This window comes from Listeria immobilis (assembly GCF_014322765.1).
Taxonomy (GTDB): domain Bacteria; phylum Bacillota; class Bacilli; order Lactobacillales; family Listeriaceae; genus Listeria; species Listeria immobilis.
Genome location: NZ_JAASTZ010000007.1, coordinates 96,753 through 109,581, shown reverse-complemented (window position 1 = coordinate 109,581; position 12,829 = coordinate 96,753). Strand labels below are relative to the sequence as shown.

Below are 12,829 nucleotides of genomic sequence, written 5' to 3'. Positions count from 1 at the left end.
TCTCACTCCTTTAATGATGATGTTTTTCGATTTCAACGACAATACTTCCAATAGTTTGTTCACTTAAATAAGCTTCCATTTGTTGCTCGGCATTGTCCATGACTTCTCCAATTAAACAATGTGGCTTACTTTCGGCATGATTTTTAGGGTCGCAATGAAAGAAAGCTGTTTTCCCTTCAATCGCTTGAATAACGTCTAAAAAACTAATATCATTTGCTGGTTTTGCTAATTTATATCCACCATTTACTCCAGTTATTGACTCGATAAAACTAGCTTTTACGAGCATCGTCAGCACTTTTGAAAGGTAGGTTGGTGATACATTTTGTTTGATAGCAAGTTCTTTCACACCTACCGTCTTTTCAGCAGATAAATTAGCTAAGTATACCATCGTATGTAACGCATAATTAGTTGCTTTTGAGTATTTCATTATCTCACCCTCTTAATTAAAGACTTAATGTATCTATAATATCTTCTTTCGTTTTATTTGTCAATAAAAAAAACCTCTTTCAAATAATGAAAGAAGTTTTCATAAAAAATCAAGTTAATTTTTGTAATAAAGCAAGTAATTGTTCTTCGTTTGTAACAGAATATTCGGGTTGATAGAGTGCGTCTTTCGGTGCTAGATGCTTACGTCGATTAAGCCAAATTGCATTCCATCCTGCTTGTTTTGCCCCAATTACATCATTTTTAAAAGAATCTCCTATATAATACGTTTTTGAACCAATCATTCCTAATTGCTCTTCTACCAACGCAAATAAACGTTTATCTGGTTTTTCATAGCCAATTTTCCCAGAAATAAAAGTGTTTTCAGCTGGAATCCAGTCATTTATACATAAATCATTTATTTTATGCTGTTGATGCAAGCTTGGTCCATTCGTAATAATCCCCATCATCGCATTTCTGCTTTTCCCCCACGTAAGAACTTCTTTTATTCCTGGTAAAAGCGTGATTTTCCGTTGATTATTTTCATAAACCTGTTGGAACATTTCTGCTTGTTTTTTGGTAATTTGGTAATCAAAATCATTTAATGCTTGCGTAATTCGGTATATATGCATTTCTGCTTTTGGCATTTCCCCATCTACAACCCGGTGGTACACTTCATCGCTATAAAAACGACTTTTAATATATAAATTTTCGATTTCTAGTTTGCTTTCATCACCAAAAACGGTTTTAAAAGCATCTTCAAATGGTTTTAATTGATCATATACTGTATCATCAATATCAAAAATCAGATTAATCATGTTTTCCTCCTACAAAATAGCCGCTTCTCTTACTCTATCATTAAAACGCAATATGAGGAAGAGCCTAGGCAAAAAGCCCAGACTCTTCTCGTATTATTTAGCTAATTGTTTAATTCTTGTTGTCGCGCCTTTTAGATTGTAACATTCAGAGTAACTGCGGATTGGGCGCTTGATATGGTCAATTACAAAACGCTTACCATCAATATTATTGGCTGCTAAATTAGCATATAAAGTATTTATTTCTTTTTTAACAGCGGCATCATTAAATGTATAATGACCTGCGATGTCTAGTATTTCCAGTGATAGTTCGTCATCTTGCATAATTTCATTAACGGTAATATCTTTTTGTCCATCTAGCATCCACTTGCGCCAGCGTTCACTCTTAATAGATTGTACGAGTAAGACTTCACGTGTATTTGAAGGGTTTTTAATTAAGCCATTTTCTGCTAATCTCCGCTCCAATTCCACTAGTTTCAAGTATGCTCTCGTTTCTTCTGTACCATATTGTGGCGCTACATTCGTTGCAGTAATTTCAGATGGGATATGCTCGAGAAGCGTCACATCATCCAAATAGTCACCGTTATGCTCTTTTAATCCAACACCATATTTCTTCGCCATTTGCGCTAAATCATACGCATTTTTAAAGTTAAAATGTCCAACTTGCTCTGTTTTCCGTGTTAAAGTTCCCGTTTGACCAACAATAAAAGTTGGTAATGGCAAATCGCGTTTTTCAAGTTCTTCTTTCAGTTGAATAATAAATTTTTCATATGTTTCAGTAGAGGTTAGCCCGCCGTTTGTCTCTTCCGTTCCTACTTCATAGCCAATTTCCGGGAGATTACGCTTTTTCCGTTCCGCTTCACAAAAGGCAATTAAGTCCACTGTGCGCTCTAACACTGTTTCCAGTGGGATTACTTTGCCAATTTCAAATGGGTCTTTCGTTGGATCAATCATCAGTAAATCGAATCCCGCCTCAATATCAGCTACATACGACTGCTTACCAAGCTCCATTGCCTTTTCTGTAGGTAAATGCTCATTTCGTTCTTGATCACGTTGCCAAGGGCCTCCGTGGTCACGACAGACATAGTACAATCCATCAAAGGCTACTTCATCCGCAACTTCTTTAATGGCTTCAATAAAACTAAATTGATTCCAACCATTCACATAACCTCCACCAAGTTCATCTGCATCCACTTGATTTCGACTTGCAATAAACATTAATGGATAGTCATCTTCTTTCGCTAATTCAAAACTTGCTTGTAGTAGATTTCGTGACATTGGACCAACGCCAATAAGCGTTGCGCTATCTCCGGTTGTTTGTAATTTTAAAAGGGATTCGACTGCTTTTTTAATAGGTAATTTCAATTATTTGTTCCTCCTAGAATTTAATTTTATGAAAACATTGTTTGTAGTTTTTTAATAAGTGCGTCAGATTTTTTAATAATATCGGAAACACTCATTTTCACTACTTTTTTACCTTTAAAACGTTGACTTTCTCTAATTTCCACATCATTTGTAATAATGACGCAATCTGCTTCCTCAATTTCTTTAGCAGTTAATTTATTTTCAATTCCTGAAGAGCCTTGTGTTTCTACTTTGATAGTAACGCCCATTTTTTTTGCAGAAAGTTCGAGTGATTCTGCTGACATATACGTATGCGCTACTCCACTTGGACAAGATGTTACTGCTACAATTTTCATTAATTATCATCCTTTCTAAATATCTTCAAAATTAATATCTAAATCATCAATTTCTTGACCTTCTTCCAGTGCCTCATCCAGCTCGGTTGCATCTTTTTTCAATATCCTAAGCATAACCGCTGTTACAACGGCTCCTAAGGCAATCGAAATGACATAGCCAATCCGATTTTCTACTACCGGAAGTACAATGAGCCCTCCCCATGGTGCATGATTCAAACAACCAAATAAGAACGCCGATATATTCCCAACAATCGCTCCGGTCATTATGGAAGGTATAACCCGTAACGGATCAGCTGTTGCAAATGGGATGGCACCTTCCGTTATTCCCACACTTCCCATAATTAGAGCCGCAATACCAGAGTCTCTTTCTACACGAGTAAATTTTTTAGGGAAAAGTAATGTTGCCGCTCCAAGTCCTAGTGGAGGTACACAAATCGCTACACCAACACCACCCATTAAGTAGGGAAGCGTATCTACTTGTGTCTGCGCAAATGTTGCTGCTACTTTATTGACTGGACCGCCCATATCAAAGGAAATCATTGCTCCAAGCAGTGCTCCAAGTGGAACCTTCGCCGCACCTGATAAGCTATTTAAAGCACTTGTCATCCAGTCCATAAAGCCAGAAATTGGTTCGCCAATGAGGAAAACTATTATCCCCCCGGTGATCAATGTTCCGACAAGCGGATAAATAAAAATGGATCCTAATGTTTTCATCGAAGTCGATAATTTGATTCTTTTCAACTGATTAACTACAAAACCTGCCAGGAAACCAGCGACAATCCCGCCAATAAATCCTGCACCAATTTCATTTGCTAAATATGCACCAATCATCCCTGGTGCTAGCCCTGGTTTATCAGCCATACTAAATGCTATGTAACCACCTAAAATTGGAACAAAAAGTGCCAGTCCAGCTGCACCAATCTGATTTAATTTTGCAAGCCAACCTGCATCTGGTACTGCTGCTTGTCCGCTTAACATAACGGATAGTGCGAAAAGTATCCCCCCTGCTACGACAAATGGAATCATGTAAGAAGTGGCGGTCATCAAATGTTTCTGCAAAAATTTAAGTGTTCTCATTTAGTTATCCTCCTTCACACTTTTATTTAGTAAAGCCATTGTTGCTGCATCGTCAAGCTCACTTAATTGCGTCCGGAAATCATCATGCATTAATAATCTTGCTAACTTGGAAAGCACTTTTAAATGTAAATTGCCTTCATTTTCTTCTGGAACTGCAATTAAAAAAACCAACTGGACGAATTCATCTTCTGTCGTCCATCTTACTGGCTGACTTAGTTTTCCAATCACTACACAAGGACGCTCTACACCGCTACTCTGGGCATGGGGTAAGCCAATTTCATGCCCAATATATGTCGAAAGTGTTGCTTCTCTTTCTAAGATATCTTTTTCAAAAAGTTTTTTATTTCCCAAATAGTTGGCTTGATCTAACACATCTACTAATGCTAGAATGGCTTCTTCTTTCGTTTTCACTTCTAAGTTAGAAATGGACAAGAAATCGATTTTCATGCTCATACTATCTAACCTCCTCCTCATATTTTTTAATAATCTGGTCTGCTTCGATAGGTGTTTTCGCTTGTTCTAACTGCGAAATAAAGTCTGTTTGATAGGTCATTTTTGTTAATGTGATAATCGCTGGAATCTGCTCTTTTTTATCTTTACTTGCAAGAATAAAAACCACTTTCGCTTGTTTAGTACCAAAAATAATGGGTTGTTTACTTATCAGCAGTGCCATACTGTTCATTTGAACTAAACTACTATCATTTCCATGAAATAAAGCAAATTCCTCATCTTTCACTGAATAAAAGCCTAATTCCTCTTGTATTTCAATGATATTATTTGCATATTCAGGATGAACGAACTGATTATCTGAGAGTAACTTCGTAGCAGACTGAATTATTTCTTGCCAAGTTGCTTTTTTCGAGATAATCCGAATGGCATCTGTTCCGATGAGGTCACTTAATCCTAGTTTTCGATTTGGAATACTCACATGCCCATAACCTAGTTCTTCTTTGATTACGCTGATTACTTGTTGCTTAACAGAACTTTCTAGAAAACTAAGTCGCTTATTAATAGCAAAATAACTAGTTAAAATGTTTTTCTTTTTTAAACCTTGCTTTTCCAATTCCACAAAATCACATTCTTTTAAAACTGGATTTACTTTGATAGTTGGTTTTGGCAAAGGCGTATCCATTTTGGCAGTTGTAATAACTAAATCTACCGCTTCCCAAGACGTAAAATCTTTTAACATATACTCTGGAATGGTCGCAACAAACGCAATTTGATATTCACTGTTAAGCGTATCTTTCATCATAGCGATTGCTCCGTATCCTAGACCACAAACTAGTAATACCTGCTGCTTTTCTTCTCGTTGATTCCGTTGAATACTTGCTAAAAAGTGGATTGAAAGTAAGGATATCTCATTTTCATTTTCAACCTTTTCTAGTATTGGTATGGTTTTAATCGCTTTACTCGTTGCATGAAAAACATATAAAAATTCTGCTGGAATAACATCAAAAGTATCTTCATAAATTTGCACATTTTTCCTCACTCGCTCAATCAACGGCGCTACATGATTTAAAAGACCTTTGTATAAAATAGCATCTTCTAGAAATGGTAAGTTTAGTTCTTCGCTCATTGCATTTATAAGTGAATTTACTAATGTTTCAGTTGTAATCAAGTCCATCTCTTCATTTAAGCTTGCATACTTATTCGTGAAGAACACAAAACCCACTAAAATATTTAACTGTTCCTGTGTGAACTTATAATCCAAAATCATTTCCATACTTTGAATGAGTTGTGGCTTAAATATCGGAAGCACTAACTTAGTGTCTTTTAATGGATTTTCGATATTATTTTTTATATACCAGCAAAAAACTAAAATATTTGCTAAGTACCAATAATATGATTCATCATTGAGGATCCAACCCATTTGTTTTAGCAGTTGCTTGGACCATTTATTCACTCCATTTAGATCAATTTCTTTTAATGAAATTTTTATCTCACTCAACATCCGCTTACTATAAAGATTAGTTTCGTTATTTTCATTTTGAATCAAATCAATATACTCACGTAAAATCCGAACGCGCTCATTTAAAATAACGCTTTCATTCCCTTTCAAAATGTATCCTTGCTTATACTCCAATTGAAGGTTTATTTTTTGAAGAGTTTCTTCCAAAAGCAATAAATCTTTTTTTATGGTTGTCCGCGAAACACCCATCCATTTGCTTAAATGTTCTAAATTCACTTTTTTAATATTGAAAAATAGTAAGTACTGCAAAATATGAATTCTTTCTTGCGGGGTAAATATATACGCTTCGTTTTCCTCCCGTACTAATTTGACCAAATCAACTGGTGAAATTAATCTTCCTTTTCCCTCCTTTAAAATTGGTTTTAATTGGTTTAGCGTTAGTGCGTCATTAATATTATCAATATCATATCGGATTTTTCGCTCAGATATTTCTAGCTTTTTACTGATATCACGAATACTTGACTCACTTTTGCCTTCTAAATACTTTATGATTAGTATCATTCTGCCACTTAACATTTCGGTCACCCCTTTATACTAGTTGCGATAAAATGATTTAGAAGGCCTGCCCCTAACATCATGTTACCGCCATGTAAGCACTTCCACAATTTACATAATTCGAAATAAATTTTTACAAAAACTACAAGTCTAATGAAACTCCTTTTGAATTGATAGTTCGTGATATTAATTATACATTTTGTTAAATAAAGCAACTAGCCATTTTGACATACTAAAAAACCAACCCGCTCAATGAAGGTTGGTCCCTTTATATTATATTGTGTATTCCTTTTTGCTCAAAAAACATAACTTAATTTGTTACTGGTATATCATTTTTAATGAATGTATATCTAAAGCTAAAAAAAGCACTCATTTTTTGGGCGGGCACTTTTTTTATTTCAGTAACTTCACGTATAAACGTTGCCATAAGAATAAAGCAAAACCAGCAACTAAAAGACTAAAGGCAACTAGATAGATTCTTACACCAAACTGGATACCCCATGAATACTCTGTAACATTTATAGATAAAATATAGAGAGCTCTCATTCCGTAAAAACCAGCAAAGTAAATACCTGTAATTAAAAGAACACCAATAATTTGTACTATTTCTTTAGATACTTTTTGCGGTACTCGCATTTTTTTCCAAAGTGAAATTGGAAGGAATAACCAACTGCTCCAAAATATTAGTGCAGTAAATTGAAAAGGAATTGCAGGTATTTGTACCGTTAGTAAACAAACTAAAAAGGTTGCACTTATGATAATAAGAAAAGCTGTCACTTCTGCATCTAACTTGTAACGATCGTGCCATAACTGATAGCGCTTAATTCGCTCTAGTCCAACACCTTCTTTTGATAAATAATGACGAATAACAGTAAGAATCAAGAGTAGAATTAGAAAGAAAGTAAGCATTAAGCCGCAAATCAGCAGTATTGTATCAAAAAATCCGCTCGCCATTCGATCCCCTGCTCTCTGTTTGTTTTCGCTTGTTTATTCTCTTAAAAATTCGTTCTGCTTGTTTAGAATCTTTTGATGCAAACTGAGCCATAATATTCGCTTCATTTTGAACAAGATGTAAATAACCTAGTGCAACAAAAATTGGTTCAGATGCAGCATCATCTAAAATAACAATTTCGCTATAGTCAAAGAAACTTAGGAAATCGATATGTTCTTCTAATACTGTTTGTTGTCCTTCTTTTGTATTGATGACAAAGCCCTCTACTTCACCTTCAAAAAATTGCCCCATAGGCGAGACGATTTTAAGTTTCATTTTCTTCTCCTCCTATTTCAAGTCTTTGTAGGATCCGATAAACAAGAAGTCCCGCTCTGAACGTTCATCATAATCGCCATTTAAAATACGTTCAATACTACCAAGTAAATCTTCAATTTCAACAAATATACCTTCAGTTCCTGTGAATTTTTCAGAAACGTAGAATGGTTGTGAAAGGAAGTTACGAATTTTTCTTGCTCTATTTACAAGTTTTTTATCTTCATCACTCAACTCAGCGATACCTAAGACATTAATAATCTCTTGAAGTTCCATATAGCGTTGCAGAATGAATTTCACTTGTACTGCTAATTGATAATGACGTTCCCCTACAAAGTTCGGATTAAGTGCACGTGAAGATGATTGAAGCGGGTTAACAGCTGGGAAAATTCCTAATGCTGCAATTGAACGCTCTAATACGATAGTGGAGTCCAAATGACTAAATGTAGCAACCGCTGAAGGGTCATCAATATCATCCGCAGGTAAAAATACACATTGAATGGAAGTAATGGAGCCGTCTTTAGTAGATGCGATGCGATCTTGAAAATCTCCTACTTCTTTTGAAAGCGTAGATTGATATCCACCAGTTATCGGAATTTTACCTTGCAAAGAAGATACCTCAGAACCAGCTTGGATAAAGCGAAAGACGTTATCAATGAATAGAAGTACATCTTTTTTCTCTTCATCACGTAAATATTCAGCAATAGTTAGACCAGTCAAAGCAACACGCATCCGAACACCAGGTGACTCGTTCATTTGACCAAGTACAACGGTTGTTTGAGGTAATACGCCACTTTCTTCTAGTTCTTTATATAAGCCAATTCCTTCACGAACACGTTCACCAACACCAGTAAATACGGCATTTCCACCTAACATAGCAATATTGTTAATCAATTCTTGCATAAGAACAGATTTACCTACACCAGCTCCACCAAATAGCCCTGTTTTACCACCTTTTAAAATCGGACAAATTAAATCAATGACTTTAATACCGGTATATAAGATTTCTTTATTTGTGTCTAACTCAGAAAGTTTTGGCTGTTTACGGAAAATCGGCCATTTAACTTCTGTATCTGGTTCAGGTTTCCCATCAATAGCTTTTCCATACACATTCAGCATTCTACCAAGAACTTGCTCTCCAACAGGCACCTCAATCGGACGACCTAAGTTAACAACAACAGTTCCTCTAGCTAGTCCACTTACTTCACCAATTGCAATGGCTGATACTGTATTGATACCTGTATGCTGTACTACTTCTGCTAAATAACTGCCTTGATGTGTCTGATATTCAAGTGCATAACCAATTTCAGGTAAATCACTTTCATTAAATTCTATTTTTAAAACAAAACCACTAATGCTAATAATGGTCCCTGTGTGTTTTTTCATTTATTCTTCTTCCTTCCTGATTGTCTGTGCACCGCTAATGATATCTAGTAGTTCACTGGTTTTCTGTTGCAACGCTTTTTTTCTAGAATCGAAAATCGCTTCTTCAAGCTGTTTTTGGATATTATCCTTTGCTTGCTTCATTGCGATTCGACGCATACAATATTCGCTGGCAACCGAGTAGCGAAACATACTATAAAGCAAGCCGCATAGATAGTTTTCGAGTAAAAGCTGCTCGACTTGTTCATCCTCTTCCTCATAATCAAGAACATAATCAACCTCAATTGGTTGCATACCTTCTTCTTCAGGAATGTCAGGATAAATCTTTTCACACATCGCCTCTGAATGAACCGCATTAAAATATTTTGTGAAAACAACATATAATGCATCCATCTGCTTGGAGTTAATTTGATCAATAAAATCAGCCGTAATCGATGTTGTTGTTTCTAAGTCGATGTTTTCAAGCGAAACTTGTAAAAAAGCAGTAATATTTTGCCCAAGTTTAGTCAAGTAACGATGACCTTGTTCACCAATAACTACCCAGTTGATTGTTACTTGATCCCCAAGAGATTCAATGAGTTGGTCGATTTTTGAAAACACATCACTATTGTATGCACCGCAAAGGCCACGTTCCGAAGTGACTGCAATAGCGGTGACGTTTTTTTCTTCTACAGCTTGATTATTACCATTATGCATGGTTTTTCGCACCCAGCGTAGACTTTTCAAGATAGTTTCATAATAACTAACAGCCGCTTCAGATTTTTCTCGTAATTGAGGAAGTTTTCCAAGCGTTGCCAGTTCCGTGACATGGACGATTCTATGCGTTGAGTTCAGTGCTTTAATGGTTTTTTGAGCCTGGTTTGTGCTACTCAACTAAAAGCCCTCCCCGCTTCCGAAATAATTTTTTCGAGCATTTTAGTATGTGACTCATCTAGTTCGTGAATATCACCAATTTGACTTGCAAATAGTTTAAATGCTTCATTCGAATTCGCTTTTTCTAACAATAGTCCTTTATAAGTTTGGATTTTTGCTGGTTGGATTTTTGTTAGGGAACCATTTTGGAAAGCATATAAAACCATTGCCAACTCTGCTACAGATAAAGGATTTAAGATATTTTGTTTAAATAATTCTGTTAAAATCCGACCATCCATAACCATTTTCATACTACCATCATCGAGTGCATTCCCAAAATCAAGTAGTTCTTTTAATTCTTCATATTGCGAAAGAATTAAAGTTAAGTTTTTACTAAGTTTGCGGATAATTGGGTGTTGCGCATCTCCACCAATCCTTGAAACTGAAACACCGACATCTACAGCTGGCTTTTGACCGCGGTTAAATAAATCAGATTTCAAGAATAATTGACCATCAGTAATGGAGATAACATTGGTTGGAATGTATGCTGTTACATCATCAGATAATGTTTCAATCATAGGAAGTGCTGTAATCGAGCCCCCGCCATGTTCTTCATTCATTTGAACAGCTCTCTCAAGAAGACTAGAGTGAATATAGAAACTGTCCCCTGGATAAGCTTCTCTACCCGGCGGCCGATTAAATAGTAAACTAATTGCTCGGTATGCATCTGCATGTTTTGTTAAATCATCAAAAATAATCAATACATCTTTACCTTGATCACGTAAAGATTCTGCAACAGCCATTCCAGCATATGGTGTTAAATACTGGGACGTAAGCGAGTCGCTAGCAGCAGTAGCAACAACAGTTGAATACTCCATTGCTCCATGACGTTTTAGTGTTTCAATAACTTCAGCAATATAAGCTGCTTTTAGACCAATTGCGACATAAATACAATGTACATTTTGATCATGCTGATTAATAATCGTATCTACAGCAATTTGTGTTTTTCCGGTTTGTCTATTGCCAAGGATTAGTTGGCGTTGACCTCGACCAATTGGAGTAATGGAATCAATAGCTGCAAGTCCAGTATTAAGCGGACGAGTCACGCTATCAATAGTCATAATTGCCGGTGTTACACAAAAAAGTGGGTAACTACTTGTTGGTTGTTCTCCTTTATCTTCGTATAACATTTTTCCGGTTGTATCGATAATACGACCAGCCATGTCTTCAAAAAGAGCTACTTCCATAAAGTTTTCAGTTACAGACACATTCATGCCTTCTAAAATATCGTTGGTTTCGTCAATCAACCCAATTCCAACAAATTCTTCATTTAATTCAAGAATAATGCCACGATGCTTTCCGTCAATTAATACAGCTTGGTGAAGCGCTGCATTTTCTAAACCTGATGAGAAAATTACTCCATCGGAAAGTTTTTCTACTCGGCCATGTTCTTTTAAATATTCTAAGTCCACTGGCGTTTCATATTTTTTCATATCAAAATGAATAGTTTTCAAAATTTCACTTCCGCTTCTATTTTTTCTGTTGAGCGTTTAATTAATTCCTGATAGCTCATATCAATAGATTTTGTTCCATAATCGATAATAACCCCACCAATTAATTCTTTTTTCACACGGTACTCAATTTTATAATTTTCATGAGTCGGATACCAAATTTTTTCAAAGTGGTTAGCCGATTCCTTGCTGGCAATTGTTATACTAATTAGACCAGTGTAAAAGTGCAGGTTATATACACCTAAGAAATTCTTAAAGAGTGTACGTGATTGACGATATGAAAAGTGCGTTAACATATAAAATAGAAACTGTACAAATTCCGCATCTAATTCATCTAAAGTTCCATCTTCACGCATTACTTTAAGTTTTTGTTCTGGTGATAAATAACTACTTTGATAGATTTGTTTAACAGCAAGTTTTCCTGCTCGCTCATTGAATTTCTTAAATGAAGCAGTAAACATATGCAATTGATCAGAAGAGTACATTTCAAACAGCTGTAATATTACTTTGTATGGTAATGCACAGCGGATTTTTTCTGCACGTATTAAGGCATCAAATTCACGAATAGCTTCTGTAAATAATGCTGCTTCATCTTCCTCTGATTCAATGAATACCTGTTGTAGAATTTCATCTATATAACTGCTAAGCGCCTTTTTAGGGGCATTCGGTGTAGTTGGAACACTTGGAACCTCCACAATTTGTTTTGGCTGTTCGTTTTGCCACATGTGAAGTTGTTGTTCATATTGCCTATTTTCTGCTACTAATTGGTCAATCTCTTCTAAAAAAATGATTTCTCTTTGCTCTGCTTCACTTGCTAGTTGCTGATTCTTCTGTTCTTCTCGTGTCGTGGCAACCTTTTGACGTTTTAGTCGTCGTAAAAGGCTTTCTTTTTCGAGTGACTTATCTTGACTAAGTTCGTAAAAGAAACTGGTTAGAATATTTTCAAGTTTTCTTAAGGTAAAATGCAGCAGGTATAAAAAACCAACCGCAAAAATACCATAAAGGATAATTGCTTCTATTATTTTTTCCATGTTTACACCCATCATATAAACGGATTAACCCAAAGCAAAATGACCGCAATCGCTAATGCAAAAAGCATTAATGCGACAATCATAAGGAGTCCCAAGAAGAGACCTCCCATAACTTCTTTTTTAGCATTTGGGTTTTTTCCGATAATTTCTGTTGCTCTACTAACTGCAATTCCTTGTCCAATCGCAGCTCCTAAAGTGGCGAGTCCAATTGCCAGCGCTGCGCCTATTACACTACATGCAACTACTAAATCCATTATTAAATTCCTACCTTCTTATGAGAATTACGATACGATAGATGCGTACCTCATC

At 35.8% G+C, this 12,829-nt stretch carries 14 protein-coding genes; all 14 read right to left on the bottom strand.

Annotation, left to right across the window (positions count from 1 at the left end):
• Positions 1–10 precede the first annotated feature (10 nt).
• Positions 11–427 carry an Rrf2 family transcriptional regulator gene (locus tag HCJ50_RS06985; protein ID WP_111143625.1) on the bottom strand — a complete coding sequence of 139 codons (417 nt, stop codon included), beginning with the start codon at positions 425–427 and terminating at the stop codon, positions 11–13.
• A 109-nt stretch (positions 428–536) separates the two neighbouring features.
• Positions 537–1,241 carry an HAD family hydrolase gene (locus HCJ50_RS06980; protein WP_185344767.1) on the bottom strand — a complete coding sequence of 235 codons (705 nt, stop codon included), beginning with the start codon at positions 1,239–1,241 and terminating at the stop codon, positions 537–539.
• 93 nt (positions 1,242–1,334) lie between these two features.
• Positions 1,335–2,603: a class II D-tagatose-bisphosphate aldolase non-catalytic subunit gene (locus HCJ50_RS06975; protein WP_185344765.1), complete on the bottom strand. Its 1,269-nt coding sequence runs from the start codon at positions 2,601–2,603 to the stop codon at positions 1,335–1,337.
• Positions 2,604–2,629: 26 nt separating this feature from the next.
• Positions 2,630–2,938: a PTS fructose-like transporter subunit IIB gene (locus HCJ50_RS06970; protein WP_003718767.1), complete on the bottom strand. Its 309-nt coding sequence runs from the start codon at positions 2,936–2,938 to the stop codon at positions 2,630–2,632.
• 15 nt (positions 2,939–2,953) lie between these two features.
• Complete coding sequence (locus HCJ50_RS06965) at positions 2,954–4,015, bottom strand: PTS fructose transporter subunit EIIC (RefSeq protein WP_185344763.1); 1,062 nt, start codon at positions 4,013–4,015, stop codon at positions 2,954–2,956.
• Positions 4,016–4,468 carry a PTS sugar transporter subunit IIA gene (locus tag HCJ50_RS06960; RefSeq protein ID WP_185344761.1) on the bottom strand — a complete coding sequence of 151 codons (453 nt, stop codon included), beginning with the start codon at positions 4,466–4,468 and terminating at the stop codon, positions 4,016–4,018.
• A 1-nt stretch (position 4,469) separates the two neighbouring features.
• Positions 4,470–6,500 carry a BglG family transcription antiterminator gene (locus HCJ50_RS06955; protein ID WP_185344759.1) on the bottom strand — a complete coding sequence of 677 codons (2,031 nt, stop codon included), beginning with the start codon at positions 6,498–6,500 and terminating at the stop codon, positions 4,470–4,472.
• 372 nt (positions 6,501–6,872) lie between these two features.
• A complete protein-coding gene (locus tag HCJ50_RS06950) occupies positions 6,873–7,433 on the bottom strand; it encodes a hypothetical protein (protein ID WP_185344757.1) in 561 nt (186 codons plus the stop codon).
• Positions 7,414–7,746: a F0F1 ATP synthase subunit epsilon gene (locus HCJ50_RS06945; protein WP_185344755.1), complete on the bottom strand. Its 333-nt coding sequence runs from the start codon at positions 7,744–7,746 to the stop codon at positions 7,414–7,416. The genes HCJ50_RS06950 and HCJ50_RS06945 overlap by 20 nt, the downstream gene beginning before the upstream one ends.
• 12 nt (positions 7,747–7,758) lie before the next feature.
• Positions 7,759–9,129 (bottom strand): F0F1 ATP synthase subunit beta, encoded by a 1,371-nt coding sequence (gene atpD / locus HCJ50_RS06940; protein WP_185344753.1) that lies wholly within the window; start codon positions 9,127–9,129, stop codon positions 7,759–7,761.
• The gene (locus HCJ50_RS06935) at positions 9,130–9,999 is read right to left on the bottom strand and encodes a F0F1 ATP synthase subunit gamma (RefSeq protein ID WP_185344751.1); all 870 of its coding nucleotides are present in this window, start codon (positions 9,997–9,999) and stop codon (positions 9,130–9,132) included. It abuts the gene before it with no gap.
• The gene (locus HCJ50_RS06930) at positions 9,996–11,492 is read right to left on the bottom strand and encodes a F0F1 ATP synthase subunit alpha (RefSeq protein WP_185344749.1); all 1,497 of its coding nucleotides are present in this window, start codon (positions 11,490–11,492) and stop codon (positions 9,996–9,998) included. The genes HCJ50_RS06935 and HCJ50_RS06930 overlap by 4 nt, the downstream gene beginning before the upstream one ends.
• Entirely contained in the window at positions 11,489–12,520 is a 1,032-nt protein-coding gene (locus HCJ50_RS06925) for a F0F1 ATP synthase subunit delta (RefSeq protein WP_185344747.1), read from the bottom strand. The genes HCJ50_RS06930 and HCJ50_RS06925 overlap by 4 nt, the downstream gene beginning before the upstream one ends.
• An 11-nt stretch (positions 12,521–12,531) precedes the next feature.
• On the bottom strand, positions 12,532–12,774 hold the full coding sequence (locus tag HCJ50_RS06920) for an ATP synthase subunit c family protein (protein WP_003721714.1): 243 nt from the start codon (positions 12,772–12,774) through the stop codon (positions 12,532–12,534).
• Positions 12,775–12,829 lie beyond the last annotated feature (55 nt).

Bases quoted from the DNA above. Each gene is read 5' to 3' on its own strand.
- HCJ50_RS06985 (WP_111143625.1), bottom strand. From the start codon at position 427: ATGAAATACTCAAAAGCAACTAATTATGCGTTACATACGATGGTATAC.
- HCJ50_RS06980 (WP_185344767.1), bottom strand. From the start codon at position 1,241: ATGATTAATCTGATTTTTGATATTGATGATACAGTATATGATCAATTA.
- HCJ50_RS06970 (WP_003718767.1), bottom strand. From the start codon at position 2,938: ATGAAAATTGTAGCAGTAACATCTTGTCCAAGTGGAGTAGCGCATACG.
- HCJ50_RS06965 (WP_185344763.1), bottom strand. From the start codon at position 4,015: ATGAGAACACTTAAATTTTTGCAGAAACATTTGATGACCGCCACTTCT.
- HCJ50_RS06960 (WP_185344761.1), bottom strand. From the start codon at position 4,468: ATGAGCATGAAAATCGATTTCTTGTCCATTTCTAACTTAGAAGTGAAA.
- HCJ50_RS06955 (WP_185344759.1), bottom strand. From the start codon at position 6,500: ATGTTAAGTGGCAGAATGATACTAATCATAAAGTATTTAGAAGGCAAA.
- HCJ50_RS06950 (WP_185344757.1), bottom strand. From the start codon at position 7,433: ATGGCGAGCGGATTTTTTGATACAATACTGCTGATTTGCGGCTTAATG.
- HCJ50_RS06945 (WP_185344755.1), bottom strand. From the start codon at position 7,746: ATGAAACTTAAAATCGTCTCGCCTATGGGGCAATTTTTTGAAGGTGAA.
- atpD (WP_185344753.1), bottom strand. From the start codon at position 9,129: ATGAAAAAACACACAGGGACCATTATTAGCATTAGTGGTTTTGTTTTA.
- HCJ50_RS06925 (WP_185344747.1), bottom strand. From the start codon at position 12,520: ATGGAAAAAATAATAGAAGCAATTATCCTTTATGGTATTTTTGCGGTT.
- HCJ50_RS06920 (WP_003721714.1), bottom strand. From the start codon at position 12,774: ATGGATTTAGTAGTTGCATGTAGTGTAATAGGCGCAGCGCTGGCAATT.